The organism is Pseudomonas sp. Z2-11 (assembly GCF_054161305.1).
In genome coordinates this window covers 890225-914397 of the sequence record NZ_CP096395.1, presented here as the reverse complement: position 1 = coordinate 914397, position 24173 = coordinate 890225, and the positions used below count along the sequence as shown (strand labels likewise).

The 24173-nt window shown below is 58.2% G+C and carries 13 protein-coding genes and 2 pseudogenes; 2 read left to right on the top strand and 13 right to left on the bottom strand.

What is annotated here, in order from left to right:
* Positions 1-79: 79 nt before the first annotated feature.
* From M1E16_RS03895 to M1E16_RS03880, 4 genes are all read right to left on the bottom strand, one after another.
* Entirely contained in the window at positions 80-826 is a 747-nt protein-coding gene (locus M1E16_RS03895) for a FadR/GntR family transcriptional regulator (RefSeq protein WP_434626136.1), read from the bottom strand.
* Positions 827-1084: 258 nt separating this feature from the next.
* On the bottom strand, positions 1085-2812 hold the full coding sequence (locus M1E16_RS03890) for an ABC transporter ATP-binding protein/permease (protein WP_305496838.1): 1728 nt from the start codon (positions 2810-2812) through the stop codon (positions 1085-1087).
* 91 nt (positions 2813-2903) lie between these two features.
* Positions 2904-3464: a response regulator transcription factor gene (locus M1E16_RS03885; protein ID WP_003177957.1), complete on the bottom strand. Its 561-nt coding sequence runs from the start codon at positions 3462-3464 to the stop codon at positions 2904-2906.
* On the bottom strand, positions 3457-4719 hold the full coding sequence (locus M1E16_RS03880; protein ID WP_305496839.1) for an ATP-binding protein: 1263 nt from the start codon (positions 4717-4719) through the stop codon (positions 3457-3459). The genes M1E16_RS03885 and M1E16_RS03880 overlap by 8 nt, the downstream gene beginning before the upstream one ends.
* Positions 4720-5065: 346 nt before the next feature.
* Here M1E16_RS03880 and M1E16_RS03875 point away from each other — a divergent pair, with 346 nt between their 5' ends.
* Positions 5066-5782, top strand: coding sequence for an SIMPL domain-containing protein (locus M1E16_RS03875; RefSeq protein WP_434569824.1), 717 nt, complete (start codon positions 5066-5068; stop codon positions 5780-5782).
* A gap of 201 nt (positions 5783-5983) precedes the next feature.
* On the opposite strand, the gene M1E16_RS03870 is transcribed toward M1E16_RS03875, so the two are convergent.
* The 7 genes and pseudogenes from M1E16_RS03870 to M1E16_RS03840 form a co-directional block, all read right to left on the bottom strand.
* Positions 5984-6367: a DUF6124 family protein gene (locus tag M1E16_RS03870; RefSeq protein WP_458129253.1), complete on the bottom strand. Its 384-nt coding sequence runs from the start codon at positions 6365-6367 to the stop codon at positions 5984-5986.
* Between the two features lie 468 nt (positions 6368-6835).
* A complete protein-coding gene (locus M1E16_RS03865; RefSeq protein WP_458129252.1) occupies positions 6836-7390 on the bottom strand; it encodes a hypothetical protein in 555 nt (184 codons plus the stop codon).
* A 273-nt stretch (positions 7391-7663) separates the two neighbouring features.
* Positions 7664-8119: an Imm42 family immunity protein gene (locus tag M1E16_RS03860; protein WP_458129251.1), complete on the bottom strand. Its 456-nt coding sequence runs from the start codon at positions 8117-8119 to the stop codon at positions 7664-7666.
* Positions 8120-8417: 298 nt separating this feature from the next.
* Positions 8418-8681 (bottom strand): hypothetical protein, encoded by a 264-nt coding sequence (locus M1E16_RS03855; protein WP_458129250.1) that lies wholly within the window; start codon positions 8679-8681, stop codon positions 8418-8420.
* A gap of 619 nt (positions 8682-9300) precedes the next feature.
* Positions 9301-9414, bottom strand: a pseudogene (locus tag M1E16_RS03850) (helix-turn-helix domain-containing protein); the annotation flags it as partial.
* Between the two features lie 161 nt (positions 9415-9575).
* Positions 9576-10319 (bottom strand): hypothetical protein, encoded by a 744-nt coding sequence (locus M1E16_RS03845; RefSeq protein WP_458129249.1) that lies wholly within the window; start codon positions 10317-10319, stop codon positions 9576-9578.
* 194 nt (positions 10320-10513) lie between these two features.
* Positions 10514-10933: a hypothetical protein gene (locus M1E16_RS03840; protein ID WP_458129248.1), complete on the bottom strand. Its 420-nt coding sequence runs from the start codon at positions 10931-10933 to the stop codon at positions 10514-10516.
* Positions 10934-10973: 40 nt separating this feature from the next.
* Here M1E16_RS03840 and M1E16_RS03835 point away from each other — a divergent pair.
* A pseudogene (locus M1E16_RS03835) lies at positions 10974-11123 on the top strand (IS4 family transposase); the annotation flags it as partial.
* 75 nt (positions 11124-11198) lie between these two features.
* On the opposite strand, the gene M1E16_RS03830 reads toward M1E16_RS03835, so the two are convergent.
* Positions 11199-11486: a hypothetical protein gene (locus M1E16_RS03830; RefSeq protein ID WP_458129247.1), complete on the bottom strand. Its 288-nt coding sequence runs from the start codon at positions 11484-11486 to the stop codon at positions 11199-11201.
* Positions 11487-11493: 7 nt separating this feature from the next.
* The gene (locus M1E16_RS03825; protein WP_458129246.1) at positions 11494-24105 is read right to left on the bottom strand and encodes a two-partner secretion domain-containing protein; all 12612 of its coding nucleotides are present in this window, start codon (positions 24103-24105) and stop codon (positions 11494-11496) included.
* Positions 24106-24173: the final 68 nt, after the last annotated feature.

Below are 24173 nucleotides of genomic sequence, written 5' to 3'. Positions count from 1 at the left end.
CTGCGCAGCGGCCCCTCTCCAAATGAGCGCTTCGCACTCAAGCGGGAGCAAGCTCCCTCGCCACGAAAAGCAGCGAAGTTCAGCCTTGTGCTTGCGCCTCCTCATGGGCCTGGCGCAGCCGCTCGCGGCTATTGGTCAGGTGCAGGCGCATGGCCGCGCGGGCCGCATCGGAGTCCCTGCGGGCGATGGCTTCGTAGATTTCTTCGTGCTCGCGGCTCAGGCGATCCATGTAGTGCTGCTGGTCGTCGTGAGCCAGGCGCGCCGAATTCAGTCGGGTGCGTGGGATGATGCTTGTGCCCAGGTGGGTCATTATGTCGGTGAAGTAGCGGTTGCCGGTGGACAAGGCGATTTCCAGGTGGAAAGCGAAGTCCGAGGCCACCGCGTCGCTGGCGTGGGCCGCGCTTTCATTCAAGGCGTCGAGCGCCGCGCGCATCGCTGCCAATTGTTCGTCGCTGCGGCGCTGCGCCGCCAGCCCGGCCGATTCCACCTCCAGGCTGATGCGCAATTCCAGGATCGCCAGCACGTCACGCAAGGTGACCACCGTCGCCGGGTCGATGCGAAAGCCGCTCGGGCTCGGCGTGTCGAGCACGAATGTACCGATGCCGTGGCGGGTTTCCACTTGCCCTGCCGCCTGCAAACGGGAGATCGCCTCGCGCACCACGGTACGGCTGACGCCATGGGCCTCCATGATCGCCGACTCGGTGGGCAATTTATCGCCACGCTTGAGCAGACCGTCGCGAATCTGCTCGGACAGCACCGTCACCAGCTCCTGCGCCAGGCTGCGGCGCTTGCGGGGAAGACGTGGGACGTTGAGCGGGTTTTCCATGGTGTATCTCTATTTTGACAAGCGGCTGAATACGCATCATAGCGCAACGTGGTTGTACGATCACCGTTGGTGCAGAAACCGAGTCGCTTTCATCGCGAGCAGGCTTCCACGGGGACCGGCTGTAGACATAAACCTGCGATTCGCCAGCACCCCTTGTGGGAGCGAGCCTGCTCGCGAAGACGGTGGGTCAGACACTTCAACCGCAACTGACACACCGCCTTCGCGAGCAGGCTCGCTCCCACATCAGGTTTGGGGGTTTCAGGCGGTTACGGCCTGCTCCACCAGTTGGCCATTCTCGATGCGCACATGTCGCCCATGGAAACGTTTCAAACTGCTTCGATGGCCGACGCTGATGATGCTCAGGCCTGGCAGCTGGTCGAGCAACGCCTGGTACAGCGTTGCCTCGTCTTCTTCGTCCATCGCCGACGTTGCTTCATCCATATACAGCCATAGCGGCGCATACAGCAACGCACGGGCGAAGGCCAGGCGCTGCTGTTCGCCCGGCGAGAGCATACGTTGCCAATGGTTGCTTTCGTCCAGCCGCGAAATCAAGTGCGGCAGGCGACAGGTTTCCAGCACCTGTGCATAACGTTCGTTGGGGTAGATATCGCCCGCTTGTGGATAACTCAACACCTCGCGCAGGCTGCCAATCGGCAGGTAAGGCTTTTGCGGCAGGAACAGATAACGCGCCGAAGGCAACAGGATGCTGCCGTGCCCGGCGGGCCACAAATGCCCCATCGCCCGCAGCAAGGTGGACTTGCCGCTGCCGGAACGCCCGCTGAGCATCACCCGCTCACCCGGTTCGACACTCAGTTCAGCGCGGGTCAGCAAATGACGACCGTCGCTCAGGTCCAACCCGAGGTTGCGGACTTTCAGTTCGTTGCCCTGGTTCTGCACATCGATGGCCGGTACCCGGTCTTCGTTGTCGCTCATGGCCTGGCGGAAACTCAGCAGACGGTCACAAGTGGCGCGCCACGCGGCGAGCGAGGCGTAAGCATCGATGAACCAGCTGAAATTCTCCTGCACATTGCCGAACGCCGAGTTGATCTGCATGAGCTCGCCCAGCTGGATCTTCCCGGAAAAATAACGCGGCGCAGCGACGATAAACGGAAAGATGATCGCGATCTGCCCATACCCAGAGGTAAAGAACGTCAGGCGCTTGGACACGCGCATGATGTCCCAGAAGTTGTGCCACACCAGGCCGAAACGCTCGCTCAGGCGGCGATTCTCGTTGGGTTCGCCGTTGTACAGCGCAATGCTCTCGGCGTTTTCCCGCACCCGCACCATGGAAAAACGCAGGTCGGCTTCGAAGCGCTGCTGGTTGTTGTTGAGGCCGATCAGGCGTCGGCCGATCAGATGCGTCAGCCAGCTGCCCACCGCCGCATACAGCAGCGCACACCAGAACATATAGCCAGGGATCGTGTAGCCGAACACTTCGATGCTGCCCGACACGCCCCACAGAATGATCGAGAACGACACCAGGCTGACCACGGTACGCAGCAGCCCCAAGCCCAGGCTCAACGTGGTGGAAGTGAAGCTGTTGAGGTCTTCGGAAATCCGCTGGTCAGGGTTGTCGGTGTAGCCGCCCTGCTCCAGCCGGTAATAATTCTTGTCGTTCAGCCAACGGGCAAAATGCTGCTCGGTGAGCCAGGCCCGCCAGCGAATCGTGAGCATCTGGGTGAGGTACAAACGATACACGGCGCCGAGAATCGCCACCGTGGCGATGCCGCCGAAATACAGGATCAACTTCCAGAACGCCTCGCTGTTCTTTTCCTGCAGGGCGTTATAAAAATCCTTGTACCAATTGTTCAGCCACACCGAAATCGCCACGCTGAACAGCGACAGCGCAATCACGGCGATCAACAGCGTCCAGGCCTTGCCCTTCTCCTCACTGCGCCAGTATGGCGTGGTCATTTGCCAGACACGGCGGAAAAACTGGCCGCGCACCGCGTCATTGACCGCGGAATATTCAGCGTTCTGATTCATGGTTAAGGCTCGATAAGGGGAAAACTCGGGCCGATCATAAAGCAACGGCCCGATGTGTCGCGAGGGTGGACAGCATTCGTTCAGCGCAGGTTCAGCGACGTACCGGACGCTTCTGCAATTTGCGCTGCAAGGTGCGCCGGTGCATGCCCAGGGCGCGGGCGGTGGCGGAGATGTTGCCTTCGTGCTCGGTCAGCACCCGCTGGATGTGTTCCCACTGCAGGCGGTCCACCGACATCGGGTTTTCCGGCACCAGCGTGTCCAGGTCGGCATGCTCGGACAACAGCGCGGCCAGCACGTCGTCGGCGTCGGCCGGTTTGCACAGGTAATTGCAGGCGCCGCGCTTGATCGCCTCGACCGCCGTGGCGATGCTTGAATAACCGGTGAGGATCACCACGCGCATTTCCGGGTCGAGTTCCAGCAGCTTGGGCAGCAGCACCAGCCCTGAGTCGCCATCCATCTTCAGGTCGAGGGCGGCGTAGTCCGGCAGGTCGGCCTGGGCGATGGTCAGGCCCTCTTCGGCGGAGCCGGCGGTGCTGACGCGAAAACCGCGTCGAGACATGGCCCGGGCCATGACGCGGGTGAAGGTGGCATCGTCGTCCACCAGCAACAGGTGCGGCAGTTCTTCGCCGTCGACTTGGATCTCGTCACTCATATTCGTCTCCTCGGTCGGCATGGGGCAGGCGCAGCTCGGTGAGCGTGCCGCCCTCCTCATGGGGGTAGAGTTTCACCGAGCCGCCGGCGCGTGTCACGCTGGCCTTGCTCAAAAACAGGCCGAGGCCGAAACCCTTGCCCTTGGTGGTGTAAAACGGTTTGCCGATCTGCTCGGCAATCGCCAGCGGCACACCGGCGCCGTGGTCGCGAATGCAGATCGTCAGTTCATAGGCGTTCCAGTCCAGCACCACCTCCAGGCCTTCGGGGCAGGCGTCGGCGGCGTTGTTCAGCAGGTTCAGCAAGGCCTGGGTCAGGTCCGGCGGCGGCGCCATGCGCGGCACCGTGCCCTGGCCCAGGCACTGGAAGCGATAACTGGCTTCGGGGCGCATCAGGTGCCAGCGATTCAAGGCCTCATCGAGCCAGTCGGTGACGTCCTGCATTTCGATGGCCAACCGGCGGTTGGCCTCGGCGGCACGCACCAGGTATTGCAGGGTTTCCTTGCACAGCTGGACCTGGTCCTGCAGCACGCCGAGGTCTTCCTGCAACGCCGGGTCGTGATGATCCTGGCGCATTTCCTTGAGCAGCACGCTCATGGTCGCCAGCGGCGTGCCCAATTCATGGGCGGCGCCTGCGGCCTGGGTCGCCACGGCCAGCAGTTGCTCGTCGCGCAGGCCCTCTTCGCGGCGAATCGCCCGCAGCTCTTCCTGGCGACGCAGCTCCTCAGCCATGCGCGCGGCAAAAAACGTGATGACGGCGGCGGCCAGGGCAAAACTCAGCCACATGCCGTAGATCTGCAGGTTTTCCCGGGCGATGGGAAAGGTTTCCAGCGGATAGAACCGCGCCAGCAACAAGGTGTACAGCGCCAGGGCGATGCCGGACAGGATCAGCGAAAAACGCCACGGCAGCGTGACCGCAGCAATCGTCAGCGGCACCAGGTAATACGACACGAAGGGGTTGGTCGAGCCGCCGGAGAAATATAGCAGCGCGCTGTGGATAAACAGGTCGCAGGCCAATTGCACGGCGTATTCAAGCTCGGTCACTGGCCAGGAAGTGCGCAGGCGAATCGCCGTCAATGCGCAGAGTACGCTGGAGCACACCAGGGTAATCGCCAGTTGCAGCCAGGGCAGCGGCAGCAGGTCGAACCAATAGGCAAGCCCCACGGAGCCGGCCTGGGCCGCGAGGACCAGAATGCGGATGAACGTCAGACGCCAGAGGTTCTGGCGCGAAGCGGAAGTCATTTGCAAAGGGGCGAGCATGAGCTCTCCTGATGAGCGCTCCAGGCGGATCGCACGGAGTATAACCAAGGCGCGGCAGGCAGAGGCGAAGATGCGGCAAAGCGCCACAGCCCTGATGGCTACATACCCCCTCTGTGGCGAGGGAGCTTGCTCCCGCTCGGCTGCGCAGCAGTCGCCATCGGTTGGGCCTGCTTCGCCCGAAACGTCGGACCGGTCCAGCAGGAGCAAGCTCCCTCGCCACAAAAGCCCTTCGCCGGGCATCATCTGTATAGAAGTTGTAACTGTGCGAACCCGCCCATAAAAGCTAGAGTCTTATCGTCCACGCAGGCTCGGAACCTACCCCTGCGCATCATCCCAAGGAGCTTTCATGCACACGTTCAGTCGCCCCGCCGCCCTGCTCGCCCTCAGCCTCGGCGCCGTCGCCAGCCTGCCGGCCCTGGCCGCCGATGAGCTGCACTACAACCAGATTTCCCTGCACGCCGAAGCCAGCCAGGAAGTGGCCCGCGACCTGATGATCGTCACCCTCTACACCGAGGAACAGAACACCGACCCGGCCAAACTCGCCGCCGCCGTCAGCACCACGCTGAACAAAGCCATCGGCCAGGCCAAACAAGTCAAGGACATCAACCTGCGCCAGGGCAGCCGCAACAGCTACCCGGTCTATGACAACAAAGGCGGGAAAATCACCGGCTGGCGCGAACGCGCCGAATTACGCCTGGAAAGCGCCGACTTCGCCGCCCTGTCCAAACTCACCGGCGAACTGCTGGGCGACATGAAAATGGCGGGCATGGACTTCGCCATCGCCACCGCCACACGCCAGACCAGCGAAGACGCCCTGCTCAAGGACGCCGTCAACGCCTTCAAGGCCCGCGCCCAACTCGCCACCGAGGCCCTGGGTGGCAAGGGCTACAAGATCGTCAACCTGAACTTCAACACCAACGGTTACCCACAACCGTACATGCGCCCGCAAATGATGATGAAAGCGGCATCCATGGACGCCGAGTCGGTCACGCCTGAGGTGGAAGCCGGCACCAGCAAAGTGACCATGACCGCGGACGGGGTGGTTGAGGTGTTGATGCAGTAATGATTGGCGGTGGCCAGTCAGTATCCACCGACCGACCACCGCGTCCCCCGTGGCGAGGGAGCTTGCTCCCGCTGGGACGGTCCGACGCTTCGGGCGCAGCAGCCCCAAAACCAGACACCTCGGTGTGCCAGATAAATTGAGTCGCTGCTGTTGGGACCGCTTCGCAGTCCAGCGGGAGCAAGCTCCCTCGCCACAAGGAGATCAAGGTGCCGGGCTGGCCTGTGCTTCAAGCTGGTCCAGCGCCTTGTCCACCAGCAACTGGCACAACTCCACCAACTGATGAATCCCCAGCGCCACGCTGCGCCGCGTGCCCTCCACTTCAAAGGCCAGATCCTCGGCCATGGCTTTGATCGAGGCCAGGGTTTCGGAAGCGCTGGTTAGCAACGTATCGGTGTCGGCTACGGCCGTGACTGCAAACAGGCTGTCGATGCGTGGATCAGTGCTTGTCTCTGACGATTTCGGGTTGAGGTAATGATCGAGGACTCGCTCGGCGGCGGCGCGGTCTTTCAGCAGCTCTTCGATGGAATCGAAGCCGGCAAGCGGGTTGAGTTTGTTGAAGGGTGGGTCGGGGACTGGCTTATCCATTTTTTTACCTATTAGTGATGATAGCCATCACTTACCGTTTCTCACTCGGCAAATGGGTGGCAGCTGTGTGCAGGGGTGAGAAATCCGAGAATAGGTACTCGGCCAGACCGAGGTCTGCCCGCACACAGCCGCCATAACGCATCTACAGGCAGCGGATAAGCTGGCTGCAATTATGCAGGTACCGAGGCTGGATGCCTATTATTCGGGTTTCTCACGCCCGGTCGCTGAGTGGCAGCGACAACCAAAAGACTAGAGACCGCACTTCCGACCGGCAACCCTAAAAACACGTCGGACATTTCCTTATGTAGGGCCGAACGTTCCTACGCTCTCGAAGGACGCATGCCACCCAACACCCGACACAACCTCCGTGGCGAGGGAGCTTGCTCCCGCTGGGCTGCACAGCAGCCCCAAACCAGACACCTCAGTACGACATGACAACATCAAGCCACCCATCCCACTCGCTCCGAGCTAAGGCAAGCTCGCCACAGGAACCCGCTCCTGTGGCTGCGTGACATCAAACACATGCTGCTCGCACCGGCTGCCCACAAACTGGAATTCCACCAGATAAACCTTGCTCCGCTGCGGCGTAAAAGTGCTTCGGAGCGGACCACAGCGGTAACCATTACCGATGCTCCCGCCACTGGCGAAGCCTGACACCTCGAAGGGCTGATCAACGTCAGCTTGCACTTCCAGCTGCGGAAAGTGCTTCAAGGTTGCGCTGTGCACCGTCTCGTTGACCTTGGCAATCCAGCCGAACACCTTGCCCCGACCGGTATCCACCACGGTTCCCTGCACATCCAGACGCTGATCAGGATCCGCCGCGCGCCTGATGGAAAACTCCACCGGATAAGTAGCCCCGGACGCTTTCATGATGACCTTGGCGTGCTGCGCATCGACGGTCACTTTGTTTTGCTGGAACTGGATGCCGTCGTTGAGCAGCGTGGGGGAGGAATCTCTGACGTTGGATTTGCAGGCGGGTAAGGTCAGGATCAGGGTTAAGACTATCAGTGGAAACTTATACATAAACACTCCATGCGTATGAATTAGGTGACTAGCTGACCGACAAGCCATTCAGTTTTTTGCATTTCACACCATCGAATCGCACAGTTCATGCCTAAGCCCGCAAAAACACATCGTTCAGCAAGGGCCGAGATCAGTAAGAATGGACTCCCGAAGAAGGTTAAGTACGCGCCATTCGCGACGGATTTATTTTTCCGAGCTACAACCTCAGAAGACAAAAAACAACCCCACCACTCCTTACCGAGAAAATGAAATAAAAACAAACTTATTACCTACTTACATCTCAACAATACGCTCTACAACCCCAATTATCGTACCCACCGGCAGCAGCTTCTCGTACACAACCTTGCCAAAATCATAACTCCAAACGAGCCGATCCGACTGCTCAGTTTTCTGGAAATAAACAAACAAACCTGAATCCCCCAGTGCAGTACATGTCATATCTTGAACCCCCTTTGGAGGAGCCAAGTCACCCTCAAAAAAATGACTGTGAGCGGTCCTGAATAACTCCGCTGCGGAGATCGTTGCATCACCTGTTACACTCCGATCGAACTGCATCTTCGCATAAAAATCAACCGCAGTTTGCAACTCAACAACATCAATACAATCTAACAGGCGCTCCCCATCGACTAACATTGAAAACAAACCATTTCTCCAAAAGCAACTTGAATCGGTCCACTCCTCCACCACATCAAATTGCAATGAGAACAAAAACGGATCGCCATAAATCATTTCAATTTTACTCCTAGAGCTTTTTTGCACTGCAGTCGGCACGTAATTAGCCCCTAATGTAGAGTAGAAAAAGGGGACAGATTTATTTTCCGTTCAGCTTTGCTCTACACGATCAAACCAAGGCCTGACCACTCCGCATCATCACAGGCTCAGAAAACAAATCTGTACCCTTTTCTCGCTAGAAATAAATCCGTCCCCTTTTTGGTCCTTTTTGGTCGAATTAAAAGTATTGCCCGGAAACGTGGTCTGTCCCTGAGAAACCCACATTTCGGCCAAATGGTCCGTCCCCACCACCCCATTAACGATCATTCAAACTACAGAGAATAACAAAATCTGCAATCGGCAGTTCCACGCTACTCTCTTCCCCTGAGTGGAGAATATCTTGAACAACAACCATTCCTTTTAAAAAATCAAATTCAACATCAAAACAATTAAACTCACACTGCCTAGCTAAAACCTTATCGGAATCAGCTCTTTGCTGGAGGGCCTCACTTAAAACCTTACGAACATGAGGGCTCAACTCTTGAGCAATAAATCGCTCAATCAAACTGTTATTGACCATAGCCTCTCCATCACTTTGGGAAAACCGTATTGATAATTCCATTCCGAACATTAACTTCATAAAAAGGGACGGATTTATTTCTCAATAAGCTCTTGGCTTCGCCCCATACGCGATATGTTAGGTGAGAACTGTCTTGTGTCCCCCCGCGATAAATCCGTACCGTTTTTTATTCGTTTTATTTTTCTCTTTTCTAATTTTCGCCAATTACGAGAGTGGTTTTTAACTGCCTTACCGGATCCCAATCATTAGGTTTCAATTGGTGTTTACTCCACCACAATCTACCCTCAGAAATCCATTTTTTGCGTAGCTCTGCATGCGCTACTGTCGAGTCATCGTATCCAAACTCTGTGCCACAGCACGGACAAATATTGTACGTGGCACAGCCGAAGCTATCGTAAGCCGGCTCATCAAGACGGTCGTACCCACAAACAGGGCAAACATAATCGTGATTCTCAGTGACCATTAAAGTCCAAATTTGAGAAAAAAGAGAAAAAAGGGGACAAAAAAGGGGACCAAAAAAGGGGACAGATTTATTTTCCGATCAGCTTTGCCTCTACACGATCAAACCAGGGCCTGACCACTCCGCATCATTACAGGCTCAGAAAACAAATCTGTCCCCTTTTCTCCTGATCTCGTAAGCCTGGCAAAGCGCACTGAAGCTTGGCAAGCCTTTGATGTAGTCCGCGATGAATAGCAGTTTCAGGTCCATAGGTTTCAGCTCTCGCCATGGCATGGTCAGATCCTCGAAAACCGACCCTGCCAGTTAAAAACTGTTACCTATGTGAGTGACCTGATTTGTAACCTATGTGGGTGAGTCATACCTCCCCTTTTTTTTTTGGTCCTTTTTGGTCTCTTCCTAAAAACCCGCTCCGCGTCGCCCCCCCTTTCTTAAGGCTAACTTACGCCAAACAAAGCGCGCCGAAGAACACGTTGCTTATCCGCTGTTAAGTCATCATGAAAACACTTTTCAGACGCAACCACCTTTACAGTGCTACCACACTCAAAAATACTAACCCCTGCTCTCCTCAGAAATGTCAGACTTTCTAGCTTGTTCCTTCCCGTCCGCTCCCAGAACTGGTCACCTAGCCACATAAAACTTCCGATTGCCTCCATAAACCCTTGTCTCAACAAGACACGACCTGGATTTACCGATGTGTCTATTTCCATTTGATTTAAGGGCGCAGGCAATCCACTCGATTTCAGAGGAAGTTTTGCAAATGATCTACCAGCACATTCGTACTCTAAAGGATCTGTCGCATTTTGCCAAAAATCGTATTCAACATCAGCAAGCCATGCTTGGATAAAACCTTCAACATCGAGAAAAGGCCTTACAGCCTGATCCCAATCAAAACCATCAAAATTTTGTACTTCTTCAACTACTAAAAAACACTGATCCAAGGCGGGCAGCGTTCCAAATCGAAACTCGAAATTATTTGATGCAACACCACTAGGCCAAGATTTTTTGTTCTGGATTTTTTTCTCAAGTGTTGCGACATCAACCTCAACACCCTGCAGCGAAAATACAGATGGAAATCCGAAATCATTCAAAATGCGAACAACCAGATCCAAAGCCTGCAAGCCTTTTATCGAGTCAGCGCAAAAAACAAGCTTTAACCGCTCAAGCCTCCCAGACCTCATTTGAATTCCTTTTTTAATTTTGCAGCCCTCAGACCGCCAGGCTGAACTCGCACAGCAAGTAACATGCTTGTTGGATTGCCATTTACTTTCGTGCCATTTGTTAAGTAAAATCTGTCGCCTTTTTTTGTGAGAGGCACGGCCGATGGAATATCAAATTTAAGGCTTTAATAATGTGCCTGACCCTTTTAGCAAGCTTATTTGTTTTTTACAAAGCTGACATAAACCGCCTCTATCACAGCGTCCTCCTCACCGATATCAGGCGCATAAATCCTAAGACCTAATCCATCCACATCAAATCCTGAACTATTAAAGTTAAGGATCTCGCCTTGCGCAACTAAATTCTGCTGAACTTCAAGGACATCCGCACCGGACAAACGCTGTCCGCGCCAGCTGAGGTCACTCCATTTCACGAATTCCAGGCCGATGATGGTGAAACCCTCATCAAAATAAACATGCACTCCTAAATCATCGTAGGCGTCAATCGGAACTGTAGAGTCTGTCGTTTTGAAGAACTCATCAAAACCACCTCCCAATATCGCTCGCGATTGATCGCGAGTCATACCCACGTGCACCGGACCTAAATCACCAAAACCCAACAGTTCGAAGCTCATCATTATTTTTTCCTGAAATCACCCGGGTTCAACTTAGACGCATATTGCCCAGAAACGTGTTGGAAGGCGTCCTGGCAGGATTGAGCCGCGCGCCATAAAACGAAGACCCAAGCCTTACCCCATGCTGATGAAACCACGTCGATCAGCCAGGGCCGAGGTTGGGAAGAATGGTCACCCGAAGAAGGTTAAGTAAGCGCCATTCAAATATGCCCCTTTTTTTCAACATCATTAATCACCATTAGAGTCAATGTGGCGATTGCCTTACTCCCTAACCACTCTGCATTAACACCCCAATAAATCTTTCAAACTCTTGCAAAACGGATTCCTTCTCCTCAGGCGAAAGCAATACATTCATAATCTGCCCGTCACAAGCACAGTCATACACATCTAACCCCACCCAACCTTTGGACCAAAACTCTACCGTTCCTAATTTATCTAAACCTTCCAGCTCTATCCTCTCAAGATCACCAAAGTCACCATTAACAAATATTGAGTACTCAAATGAATACCCACCCAGCCTAGGCTTTATAAACTCATCAAACCAAGAACCGTCCATAAACACCTTACTTCCTGTCTATGATTAGAATATTTTTTACTTCGGGAAGGTGCTGCCCCCCTTGTTTATTAAGCAGAAACTGTTGAGACTTGCTTGCATCCGGACCAATCATTTTAAGCCAACCTTCTTTCCCACCTTGCAACAAAGAATTACTTGGCACATCGAATTCAACATACACCGCCCCCTTCGACGCAGCACCTTTAAAATCCAGAGCACCATTAATAGAAATAAAGGTTTGGCCTCCACCACCTTGCACTACTCTACCCGTATCTTTCATTTGTGCCAACTCGGTGGGAGACATCCACCTCCCCACACGAACTTCACTGACCCCATTAATAACTTTTGTTTCGCCAAGTTTTAACGGAATATCTGCTGTCGCCTTTATTCCACCAGTGTAAACAGAACCGAACACCCCCCACGCACTCAATAAGCTCTGTATACCCCATACCACCCTTTCGCTACCTGTGGCCGCCTCCCCCGTAACAGGATTCGAGCCTCCTGCGAACATATAAAATGAGCACCCAGCACCGGCCGGGCCAGCCCCACCACAACCAGCAGTGAATAGCTCATTGGAAAGCCCCTGAAGCTGAGCCTTTACAGCCGCCTCATTCAACTCATTCCTTGCCTTTCCTCCTGTCGCCTGTTCAAACGAAGCAGGTTGCAGAATCCACTCCTCACCTTGATCCGTTATGATCGACTTGTCGGTAGCAACACAATATCCGTTTGGTGACGTAGCGCAGGAAACCACATCTCCAGGGTTGGTAGTGAACACAAAGGCACGCGTGAAATCGCCATCCTCTGAGATCCGTTCTTCCTTGAGTACGCTATAGCCCTTGGCGATAAGATCCGAGATATCTTTGGACAATCCTTGACAATCGCTCGAGGTAGAGCCTTTGCACGACGCCTGGTACTCTCTCTGCAGCGCCGTTAACGAAAGCCTTTCTATATCGCTCAGATGATTGTTTTCGACAGCATTTTTAGCTGTTCCAGCGCCAAGCGCCGCATTAAATGCGTCCCCTCCAGCAAGCGCCCCGGATAACCCACCAGCCAGAGTCGATAGCGCCGCGATTGTTTGTTTTTCCGCTTCGGTCAATTGGTCGCTGGACTTGCCCGGGTAGAGTTGGCTGGCTATCAGCTCACCGGCAGTGGCACCAGCAGCACCGGCCAGCGCCGAGCCTCCTTGCGCTTTTGCCAAAACAGCACCCAGTACGGCATGCGCCATCAGGTTGGCTGCGTCGTCTCCTTCCGTGAGCTGTTTAACGGCTTGAGCCAGGTAAGGCGCCGCCCCTCCTCCCACGATAGCTCCAATGTCTCCAGTCAGGATGCCTTGGACAATCCCTGCGACCGCCTGGCTGGCCTTTTGGAAACTACTGCCTGTTCCATAATCGCGCTGAACCTGTTGGCTGATTTGCTCAGGGGTTGGATTAGCCACACCACTGTCGTTCAACTTTTCACGCGCAACTTGGTAGGCCTCGCTATTTGGATCTTGAGCCTCCTTGATCCTCTCCGCAGCAACCACACTGCTGATCCCTTTCACCAACTCCACCGAGCTCTTCACCAGCTCGATACGCTCGTTCATCGCCTCTTCATCAGGCTTGTCCAAAAGCTCGTTGGCATTCTTCGTATCGCGATTCAGGCCAACCGTGTCCTGTGCCCCCTCCGGATTGCGGACGATGATCGTGCCTTCACTCACCGCGCTACGTGTATGGCTCTTGTCGGATTCGCTTAGGGCAATGCCGTACAAGCCCCCCACCGAGGCGCTCGCCCCAGCGCCACCGTAACTGCCCGAGATGCTGATACCTGCGGACTGAGCCTCGATTTCACTGACGTTCTTGATGTCGCGCGCGATGAGTCGGTCGGTGATCAGCGTGTTTTTATCCGCCGAGGCATCACTGGCAATCACCCCGCCTTCAAGCGTGGTGGTCTTGCCCACGTCAACGGTGTAGCCACCCGTTCCCGCGAACAGGCCGGTCTGGTCCGTGACGGCTTTGTATTCGCTGTTCATGTTGCCGGCGGCCAGGTTGGCCGAGGCGGCTACAGGTGTGCCGTAGCAGAACGGCGGAATGCAGATGCTCGCACCAAAACCGCCGCTGCTTTGCTTGCTTTTCTGGTCTTGGGTGTCCTGGCGGGAAATGATGTTGAGGTTGCCATCGATCAGCGCGTCGATTTCATCAGCACGAACCTGAGCGCCCGCCAGCGTGGTGTCGCCGCCGCTGCGCAACAGCAACGAACCGGTATCGACCGTCGTGTTGACCTGCGTGACAGAACTGCCGTTGCCCATGCCTTTTGCGAGTTGCGCGCCAAGGTCCAGGGTGAAGCCGTTTTGCTGGCCGATGTTGAAGCTCGCGCCGATAGCGGTCTTGTTGTTGCTGTTACGGTTGGACCAATCCGCCGTGTTCTGTGCGCTTTCCAGGATGATGTCGTTGCTGGCGAGCAGAGAAGTATTGGCCGCTTTGATGCTGCTGCCGATGACGTGTAGATCGCCGTCGTTTTCCGCCGCATTGCCGTTAGCGATGATGGATAACGTGGCGCCCGCGTTAAGGGTGCTTTGCTTGGCGGTTTGGCTGGCGTAATCGCTGGTACTTTTGCTGTGGGTACTGGCGAGCTCGGTACCGATTTTGATCAACGAGCCGTTGCTCGCGGTACCGCCCTGTTTATCGGCGAAACCGGTTTTTTGATCATTGGCTTCCGAAACCATCCCGCCAAGGTTGTAAGCCGCCAGCGCCGCCTGCGCCAGCTTCACGGCTTTGAGCCGAGGGTCATCAGCATTCTTGGCGGCTTCGACTGACGAGCGAATGGTGTTGACCGTGTCGATGATCGCCCCACCGATGACACGCCCCACGGCCAGGCTGCTGGATTTATCGGCGGTGCTTTGTTTGGCCGTTTCCATGCCCGCAGCGATAGTGACGTTCGAACCGCGAAGGCTCATGTTCTTGGTGCTGACCAAGTCACTGGCGATGACGTTGAGGTCGCCACCGGCAACGAGGCTGACGTTGCCTTTGCTGGAGCCGATGGTGCTGCCGGTCAGGGTGGTCTGCGATGCCGTGCCGTTGTGTTTCTGGTTACTGATCGACAGGTGCTGGTTGCCGGTAATGTCGTCGAGGCCCAAATTGTTGCCTGTTAACACGCCCGTCAGATCGCGATTTTTTTCCTTGTGCATTTGGGTACGGGAGAAGGTATTTTCTGCCGCGTCTATAGTCAGGTCGCGCCCTGCACGTACCGCCAGGTCATTGGTACTGACCAGCGCCGAACCCGTCACGGTGGCATCACGTTTGGCGCTGACGGCGATGGTGTCGCCCGAGATCAGGCTACCGACGGCGGTTGTCTGAGTTTCGGCCAACTTGTCCTGGACCTTGCTCGATTTCAAACCGCCCCAACTGCTTTTGCTTTTGCTGCGCTCGTGGCGAGCGCTCTCGGAGTCGGTAACCGCAACAATTTCCACATCATTGCCAGCCCCCAGGCCGACGCTGCCTTTTTCGGAAATGACGTTGCTGCCTTTGATCAGCAGATCGTTGCCGGCGGTCAGCACGTTGTTGCCTCCGGAGGTAACCGAGCTGGCAACGTTGGTAACCGAACTGGTCTCATCCAACCGAAACTTCTTCCCGGAAGAAGATTTCTTGGTCTTGCTGTAAAAGCTGTAGTCCGAATCCTCGGCCGATTGCAGTACCAGGTTCGCGCCGGCGACCAGATATGCCTCATCCCCCGCACTTACCCGACTGGCAATCAACCCCAGGTCCTTGCCCGCGCTCAGCGTCACATTTCCACCCGCCGTCACACTGGTGGAGACTTGGCTCACATGGTCTTCCTGAGCCGTGACCTTCTTGCTCTTGCCATATGAATGCTGCTCATCCGCCGCAGACGCCAAGGTCAGGTCGCCGATGGCGCTCATGGTGATGTCGCGCTTGGCGTCGATCTGGCTGGCTACAGCGGTGAGGTCGCGGCCGGCGTTGGCGGCCAGGTCGCGGCCTATGTCGAGGCTGGAGCCGTACTGGGTGATGGTTTCGTTGCGATGCGTGCCACGATTGCCGCTGGTGATGCGCTCGGCGGAGGCAAGATTGACGTCGCGGGTGGCGTTGAGGGTGGTATCAGCGCCGCTTTTCAGTACACCGCCGACATTGTTGATGTCACGCCCGGCGCTGATGGTCAGGTTATTCGCGGCTTCGATGCGTGAGGCGCTGTCGATGAAATCGGTGCGCTCGCGGCGGTAGCCGCTGTCGCTTTCGTGGGTGGTGACGGTGCGTTCGTTGATCACGTCGCCCCGGGTGGCGGTGAGCGTGACCTCGCGTCCGGCAATGATGCCGCCGGCCTTGTTGACGAGGTTGTTGCCCGCCAGCAGGTCGAGGCGATTGCCCGCTTCCACCAGGCCGCTGTTGACCAGGTCGTTGGTGGCGGTCGCGGACAGGTTGTTGCTGGCACGCAGGGTCCCGGCGTTATTCAGGTCCTTGCCGGCGATCAGAGTGACGTCGCTGCCCTGGATCAGCGCGCCGTTGGCCGCCAGGCGGTTGTTGGCGTTAGCCAGGTACAGGACGGGGACCAGAACTTGTTCACCGTTGATCTCGACGTTTTCCATCCAGACGATGTCGTGGGTCAGCGCCGCGACTTGCTCGGAGGTGAGGCTGACGCCCAGGGCCAGGTTGAGCGCCTGTTTGCTGGCGATGGCGTTGTTCATCAGGTACTTGAACATGTCCTCGTTGGAGGTCTGCCCGTCGATGAAGCGCTGGCCGGTGCGGGCAACCACGGCTTGCTGGATCAGGGTCTGCTCATACAACCCGTCGCCCAGACGCTTGGCACTCTGGTCCGGGTCGTAGCCGAGGTTTGCCAGCAGGTAATCCGAGCTCATGAACTGCTTGAGGTCGGTGAGTACCGGGTTGGTTTCGATCAGGTATTTGTGCGGATTGGCCGCCAGGGTGGGAGCGGGCAGGCCCTGGACGCGGTTGATCGTGAACGCGGTGGTGCGGCCAGGCACGGCGCCGGACGCAGGGGCGCCGGCCGTATTGGTGTCGAAACTGCTGGCCTGGTCGCCGATGGCGGTTGCCTGGCGCGCTGCGATGCTCAGGTCAAGGTTGCTGGCGCTGGCTTGAGGGACGTTGCCTGCTTGCAGGTCCCTGGCCTGGACGGCAGGCAGGCCCTGTTGGCGCTGAGCCGGAGTCAGGCTTGCGTTACCCAGTGTCCAGCTTTGCGGGCCGCTGATGGCTGGTGCACCACCGCCCTGCCCGCTCAGGCGGAACAGGCCGTTCTGGCCAGTGGGCAGGCTGAAACCAGGCAGGGCTACCGGATTGACTTGTTGTTGCGCCAGATTGGGCGGTAGTTGTTGATTAAGTGTGATGCGCGTGGAGTACGGGCTGCCGGCTGCCCCGGTATTGGTCCGTGGACCGCTGCCGACGTAGCTGTAACCAGGCCGCACAACGCTGTTGTCGATGTTGTTTTGCGCATTAATATTGACGGCGCCACCGGCCTGGATCACGGCTGCGTAGCTCTGGTCACCGCCGGCGAGTTTCCGGGTGGTGCCTAAATTCGTGTACTCCATTTCGGTCATGCCAATGAAGTTGGCAATACCCGCTTCCAAGCCGCTCAGGCTGTTGACATCGTAACCGGCACTTTCAAACCAATATTTATTGGTGAAGTTACTGGCCGCGTTGTACCACCCACCCGCATTTCGGGTCCGCTCGGAACGGAACACCCGCGTCGTTTCGGTCTCGCCGGTTTCGACGCCGTTGTTGGTCAAGTTAACCAGCGAGGCCGTCAGGTTGCCGCCGCTGGCGATAGTGCTGCTCTGGTTCAGCAGATCGCCGCCGCTCAGGCTCAGGTTTCCACCCGCCGTGATGCTGGAGGCCGCGGTGGCAGCGGTCACTTCGGTTTTCTCGCGTTGCAGCAGCTCCCATACATGGTTCTGCTTGCCGCTGCAGTCACCGGCGTTGTACCCCTCGATGCAGGCGATTTCGTAGATTTTGGCGGTATAGATTCCACTGCTGCCCATGGTCAGCAGAGTGCGGATGTTCTGAATCGTGCTGGCGGCCAGGCTCATGCTGCCGTCGCTTTGAATCGAGCTGGAGCTGTTGACGATACTGCTCGCCAGCGCGCCCAGGCCGTTACGGTCAATACTGAGATTTCCCAGGCTGTAAATGTTGGCATCGAGGTTGTTCAGCGTATCGACCCGCAGGCCCATGTCGCCGCCGCTGAAAATCAGCCCTTGACTGTTGGTCAGCGCGCCGGTCGTGACGGTCAAAGCTTGACCACCGCCCAACGTCCCAAAGTTATTGATCCCCGTGGCGCCAATTGTCAGGCGCGCCGCCGAGGTCAAGCGACCGGCATTGTCGAGCTGACCATTAACGCCAATGGTGGTATCGCCGCCGCCCGTTATGCTGGAGCTGACGCTGTTGAGGCTCACCTGGGCCGCGCTGAGGCCAAGCGTCCCCAGGCTATTGAGACGACCGGCCCCCCAATAGGCACCACCCAGGTCGATTTTCAGGCTGCCATTACTGGCAACAAGGCCTTCGTTGAACCAATTGACGCCGCTGCCGATGAAGCTGTCGGAAGCCAGCAACTGGCCACCGGCAGTCTGGGTGAAATGGTTGACGTTGACGTTCAGGCGTCCGGCCTGGATGACCCCGCTGTTGGTCCAAGTGTCGGTGCTGATAGTCAGGCCGCCACGCGTCACGACCGTACCGCCGGCTCCGGTGACATTGGCGGTGGAGATATCGAACGTGCCGGTGCCAACGTGCAGCAAGCTGCCGCCGGTATTGAGGAAACTGGAGGCGCCAAGGGTCAGGTCAGTGTTGGCACTTTCCAACACACCACTGCGGTTATCGAACAACCCGCCGATCTGGAAATTGGTCTTGCCCCCCGTACCCAAGGCACGGATCTGCCCCGTCTGGTTATCCAGGCTCGCGGCCTTGATCATCAGCGTGCTGTCGCTTTCGATGATACCCAGGCGGTTGTTCAAGGCGCCGGTCAGGTTCAGGTCGATCTGGCTGCCGGCGATCTGGCCGTCGTTGTCGCCGCTGTTGTCGAAATTGTTGGCGGTAACGTTGACTTTGCCTTTGGCGTAGAGGCCGCCGTTGCGGTTGTCGATGTTGCCGGTGGTGATGAGGGCATCGCCGGTTTGCGCCGAGATGCGTCCGCCGTAGTTGTCCAGGCCGCCCGATGCGATCAGGTTCAGGCGCTGGGCCTGGGTGATGCCGCCCTGGCGGTTGTTGTTCAGGTCGTAGCCGTTTTTCAACACGCCGGTCAGGTCGGTCTTCAGCAGTCCTTGCAGGCTGGCGAGCACGCCGCCGCGGTTGTCGAGGTTGCGCGCTTCAACGGTCAGGTCACCGGCCTTGGCCTGGATGCGGCCGCTCTGGTTGTCGATGTCTTGGTCGACGACCAGGGTCAGGTTGCCCTGGCTTTGTACGGTGCCCTTGCCGTTGGCGAGGCTATTGGCGTCGATTCGCACGGCGCCGTTCTGGCTGTAGATCAGGCCATCGCCACCGTTCTGCACCGCGCCGGAGGCGGTCAGGACGAGTGCGTCATTGGCCGCGACGGTGCCGCGATTGCGGTTGTCCAGACCGCCGATCAGCAAGGTCAGCAAGCTTTGGCTGGCGATCTGGCCGCCCTGGTTGTCGAGCTGCGTGGCGCGCTCGACCCGCAGCGGGCCGGCACTGGCGAGTTTGCCGTTGGTGTTGGTCAGGGCGCCGAGCAGGTCCAGGGTCACGGCAGAGTTGCCGATCAGCTTGCCGCCGGTGTTGTCCAGGGTGGTGCCGGTGAAGGTCAGTGCGTTTTGCGCGTTGACGGTGCCGCCAGCGTTGCCCAGGGTCATGGCGTTGATGACCAGGGTCGCGCCGCTGTCGACCAAGCCGCCTTGGGCGTTGTTCAGCAAACCGCCGGTGACGGTCAAGGTCTGGTCGGTGCCGCTGGACAGAATCCCGCCGCGGTTGTCGACGCTGGCCGCGGTGACGGTGAGTGTTTTCTTGCTCGCCAACGCGCCGTCAGTGCTGTTAAGCAGCGCGCCGCTCAGGGTCACGCTGACGTCTTCGTCGCGGCTCGACAGCGTGCCGGCGTTGCGGTTGTCCAGGCCCACGGCGCTCAGGCCGAGGCCTTTGAAACCGGACATCAGGCCGCCCTGGTTGATGACGTCGCGAGCCTTCACGGTCAGTAAACCGTTGCTGATGAGTTTGCCGGCGCTGTTGTTGAAATCGCGAACCGTCAGGTCGAGGGGCTGGCTGCTGGAGATTTCGCCGCCCTGGTTGTCCAGGTCCCGCAGGTGCTTGAGGCTGAGTACGCCGGCGGTAGTGATCAGGCCGGCGCTGTTGCTCAAGTCTCCCGTGGCGGCACCGAAGTCGATGGCGATGGCGCTGCCCAGCAACGAACCCTGGTGGTTGTTCAAGTTGTGAGTGCTGACGGTCAAGGCGTCGGCGGCGTTGATAAGGCCTTGATTCTGGTTAATCAGCGGGCCGGCCAGTTTCAGGTCGAGGTTGGCGCGACTGGTCAGGGTGCCGGCGCTGTTGTCCAGGCTCGCGGCCTCGACGTCCAGCGCGGCGGCGGCGATCAGGCCCTTGAGGTTGGTCAGCGCGTTATCGATGCGCAGGGTCAGGGCCTGGTTGCTCAGCAACTTGCCGTTGTCGTTGTTGAGGTTTTGTGCGGCCAGGGTGAACGCCTGGGCGCTGGAGATTTCGCCGCCGGCGTTGTTGACGCCCTTGAGGTTTTTCAGCATCAGCAAGGGGGCGTTGATCAAGCCACTCTGGTTGTTCAGTTGCCCTTGGTTCAGATCAAGGCTCAGCGACGTGTTGCTGAAAAGCTGGCCGCCCTGCTGGTCGAGGCCCGTGACGCTAGCGATCAGCGCACCGCTGCTGGCGATGCGGCCGCCGTCCTGATTGGTCAACTGCTTCATGGTGAGGTCAAGGTTGGCGCCGCTGCTCAGGCGTCCGGCCTGGCTGTTGTCGAACGCGCCGGTTTCAACGGCGACCGCTTGCTTGGCGCTGATGCTGCCTTGGCTGCGGTTGTCCAGGCTCAAGCTTTTGAGGGTGAGGCCGGCATCGGTGACGATTTCGCCGCCCTGGTTCAGCACGGCGTTGTCGAGGGTGAGTGCCAACGCTCCGGCACTGGAAACGCTGCCCAGGGTGTTGGTGAGGCTGGCGGCGGTGACTTCAAGCTCGCCTTCGGCGCTCAACGTGCCCTTGGCGTTGTTCAGGTCGCCGTCGAGGTGCGCGGTGAGGTTCTTTTGGGTCAGTAGCGCGCCGCCGCTGTTATCCAGCGTCTCGCCGCTCAAGGTCAGACCGGTCTTGCCGGACAGCAGGCCCTTGGTGCGGTTGAGCACTTCCTTCACCTTCAGGGCCAACGCGCCGTTGGCGATGACTTGGCCGCCGTCACTGTTGTTCAGCGCGTCGCCTGTCAAAGCAACGTCGGCGTGGCCGGACAGTTCGCCGCCACGGTTGTCGATCGAACCGACGTTCAACGTCAGCGTGTCGGTCGCCCCGACCAGCCCTGCGGCGCGGTTGTCCAGCGAGGCGCCGGTCAGCGTCAATCCGCCGAGGGCGATCATCTGGCCGCCCTGGTTGTTCACACTGTCGATAGTGGCCGTGACATTGGTTTTGCCGGCGATCTGGCCGGCGCCGTTGTCGAGGTGGGTGGCCTCGATGTGCAGGTCACGGTCGGCAATGATCGCGGCGTCCCGATTGGTCAGTTGACCGTCCACGGTCATGATCAGGGCGCCACGGCTGCTGATCAAGCCATCGTTGTTGTCCAGGCTGGCGCTATGGGTGTCGATGGATTGCGCGGAAACCAGCCCCTTGATGTTGTTAAGCGCTTGGTCGATACGCAGGGTCAGCGCCTGGTTGCTGATCAGCTTACCGTCACGGTTGTCCAGGTTGCGTGCCGCCAGGGTGAACGCCTGGGCACTGGAAATCTCGCCGCCACGGTTGTCCACGTCCTTGAGGTTTTTCAGCACCAGGAGCGGCGCGTTGATCATGCCCTTGAGGTTGTTCAACTGGCCGTTGTTCAAGTCCAGGGTCAAGGCTGTCTTGCTGAACAGTTCGCCGCCCTGCTGGTCGAGGCCGGTGACCCTTGCAGTCAGCACCTTGTCACTGGCGATGCGGCTGGCGGCTCCGTTGTTGACCTGGGTGGCGGTGAGGTCAAGCATGTCGCCACTGACCAGATAACCGCCGGCGGTGTTGTCGAACGTGCCAGTGGTCACGTGGGTGGCGCCTTTGGCGCTGAGCAGGCCGTCGCCGTGGTTATCCAGGCTTTGGCTGTTGACGGTCAGGCCGGCTTCGGTGGTGATGGCGCCGCCGACGTTGATCAATGCATTGTCCAGGCGAATATCCAAACCCTGGCGGGCGACCAGATTGGCGCCGCTGTTGTCCAGGCTTTTGCCCTCGACAGTGGAGACGCCCGTACTGAACAGCAGGCCTTTGGTCTGGTTGATGATGGCCGCGACTTTCAGGCCCAGATCAGTGCCGGCGAGGACCTTACCGTTGTCGCTGTTGTCCAGGCGCTGGCCGGTGATGTTGATATCGGCGGTACTGGAGATTTCGCCGTTTCGATTGTCCAGCGTGTCGATGTCGAGTTTCAGTGCGTTGGTCGCGCCAACCAATCCGCCGCGGTTATCCAGGTCCTGGCCGCTAACGGTGAGCACACCTTGGGCGACCAGTTCGCCGCCCTGGTTGTTCAGGTGCGAGACGTCGGCGGTGAGGTCGGTTTTGCTGGAGATTCGTCCGCCGCTGTTGTCGACGTCAGTCACTTGCAAATGCACAGGGCCGACGGCACTGAGCAGGCCGGCGCCATTATCCAATTGCGAGCCATCGACACGCAGCCCCGCCTGGCTGCTGAGCAAGCCTTGCCCGCGGTTATCGAGCTTGGCGACCGTCAGTTGCAGGTCCTTCACGGATTGGACCTTGCCGGCGCGATTGTCCAGGCTGTCTGCCTGGACATCGGTCATGCCCTTGGCGCCGAGGCTGCCTTGTCGGTTGTCGAGTAGGCCGCTGATGCGCACGCTCAGACTGCCATCGCTGACCAGGCTACCGTCGAGGGTGTTGTCCAGGCTGGTGGCGGTAACGCTCAGGTGCTTGCCGGAACCCAACACGCCGTTCTGGTTGTTCAGGGCACCGATCAACCCGATGTTCAGCGCCACGTCGCCGGTGAGCAGGCCATCGCTGTTGTCCAGCGCAGTGCCGATGACTTGAGTGGTGGCGGCGCTGGAGACTTCGCCGTCGTGGTTATTCAACTGCCCGACATTGGCCGTCAGGTTGCCGTTGCTGCTGACGGTGCCTTGGGTGTTGAGGAGTTTGTCGGCAGTAACGCCCAGCGCGCCGCTGCTCAGCACGCGACCCTTGTTCTGGTTGTCCAGCGTCCCGGCTTTTACCGTGGCGGTTTGCCCGGCGCTCAGGGTGCCGCCCTGGTTGTTCAGGGTTTGCGCAACGTTGGCGGTGAGGTTACGGCTGGCGACGATGCTCTTGCCGTTGTTGTTCAGGTTCTGCGCTGTAAGGCTCACATCTCCCGAAGCATTGCGCGTGTTATCCGCGTTAACTCCAGCTTCGATAATGCCGTTGTTGGTTAGCTGCCCACCGGCATTCAACGTGATGCTATCCCGAGCGGCGAGGGTTTGTTGGTTAGTCAGGTTGCCCTGGGTCTGGGCGCTCAGGGTCGTGCCGGCATAGACCGGCCCCTTCGCGTCAAGACTCGCCGCCTTGACGTTGACCGCCCCGCTGGCCGAGGTATCAACCATGCTCAAATGCCCATTGGCATCGAGCTGAATATCCCCGCCACTGGCAATCAACTTGCCGTCCAGCTTCACCCCAACCCCAGCCTCGGTGCCGACCAGCTTGATCGCGCCGGCGTACATGCCACCCAGGGCCGAGGAGTCGATCGCCAGTTCCGGCTTCACACTGCCGTCATCGGCGCGAGCGCTGGCGCTCAAAGTCTCTGCGTTGACATCGTTACGCCCGGCCACGATCGTCAGGTTCTTCGCCTGAATCTCGGCGTTGATCTTGGCGCTACGGGTGATGATTTCGAAGTGATCGACATTGCTGGCGTTGAGACCGGCGCCTTCGATGGCGACGCTGCCCTGGTCGACCTGGTAGCGATCCAGCCGACCGTTTTCCACCACCGGTTTACCGGTGCTCAAGGTCACTTTCGGGCTGTTGATAAAGCCGCAGCCATTGCAGCTGATGCCATACGGGTTGGCGACGATGACATGGGCCGATTGCCCGGCCACTTCGGTGTAGCCGCGCAGCTGGCTCGGGTTGCCGCCGTTAACTTCGTTGAGGATGGTCGTGGCGGCCGCGCCTTGCAGGTTCGGGTTGCCGAGGATGATCCCGCCCAGTTGCGTGGTCTGGGTGCGCGAGGTGGCGTTGTTGAGGATTACGCCGTTGCTGCCGACGTTGTAGTCCTTGAACTGGTTGTGGGACAGACCGTTGGCATTGGGCTTGGCGATGTTGACGATGGGCACGCCGTTGCCCGCCCGGTCCAGGCCGGTGCCCGGCGCGCTGACCACGATGCCGTCAGCCTGGGCCCACATCGGTTGCCAGAACATGACGTTGGCCAAGAGGAACGCCAGGCCGCGCTTGGGCATGCCGAGAAACCGCTCGCGGTTTTTCAGGAGAGCAGAAGGTTGGCGGGCCAGGAAGGCGTGTTGGCGGTCGTCCATGATCGGGTCTCGTTGCAGAGCAATTAAAGGTCATCCATGCCGAAGTCGGTCGCGGCAGAGCCGAACAT

Coding starts and splice junctions, on each gene's coding strand:
- M1E16_RS03895 (WP_434626136.1), bottom strand. CDS start 826: ATGGAAAACCCGCTCAACGTCCCACGTCTTCCCCGCAAGCGCCGCAGC.
- M1E16_RS03890 (WP_305496838.1), bottom strand. CDS start 2,812: ATGAATCAGAACGCTGAATATTCCGCGGTCAATGACGCGGTGCGCGGC.
- M1E16_RS03885 (WP_003177957.1), bottom strand. CDS start 3,464: ATGAGTGACGAGATCCAAGTCGACGGCGAAGAACTGCCGCACCTGTTG.
- M1E16_RS03880 (WP_305496839.1), bottom strand. CDS start 4,719: ATGCTCGCCCCTTTGCAAATGACTTCCGCTTCGCGCCAGAACCTCTGG.
- M1E16_RS03875 (WP_434569824.1), top strand. CDS start 5,066: ATGCACACGTTCAGTCGCCCCGCCGCCCTGCTCGCCCTCAGCCTCGGC.
- M1E16_RS03870 (WP_458129253.1), bottom strand. CDS start 6,367: ATGGATAAGCCAGTCCCCGACCCACCCTTCAACAAACTCAACCCGCTT.
- M1E16_RS03865 (WP_458129252.1), bottom strand. CDS start 7,390: ATGTATAAGTTTCCACTGATAGTCTTAACCCTGATCCTGACCTTACCC.
- M1E16_RS03860 (WP_458129251.1), bottom strand. CDS start 8,119: ATGATTTATGGCGATCCGTTTTTGTTCTCATTGCAATTTGATGTGGTG.
- M1E16_RS03855 (WP_458129250.1), bottom strand. CDS start 8,681: ATGGTCAATAACAGTTTGATTGAGCGATTTATTGCTCAAGAGTTGAGC.
- M1E16_RS03845 (WP_458129249.1), bottom strand. CDS start 10,319: ATGAGGTCTGGGAGGCTTGAGCGGTTAAAGCTTGTTTTTTGCGCTGAC.
- M1E16_RS03840 (WP_458129248.1), bottom strand. CDS start 10,933: ATGATGAGCTTCGAACTGTTGGGTTTTGGTGATTTAGGTCCGGTGCAC.
- M1E16_RS03830 (WP_458129247.1), bottom strand. CDS start 11,486: ATGGACGGTTCTTGGTTTGATGAGTTTATAAAGCCTAGGCTGGGTGGG.
- M1E16_RS03825 (WP_458129246.1), bottom strand. CDS start 24,105: ATGGACGACCGCCAACACGCCTTCCTGGCCCGCCAACCTTCTGCTCTC.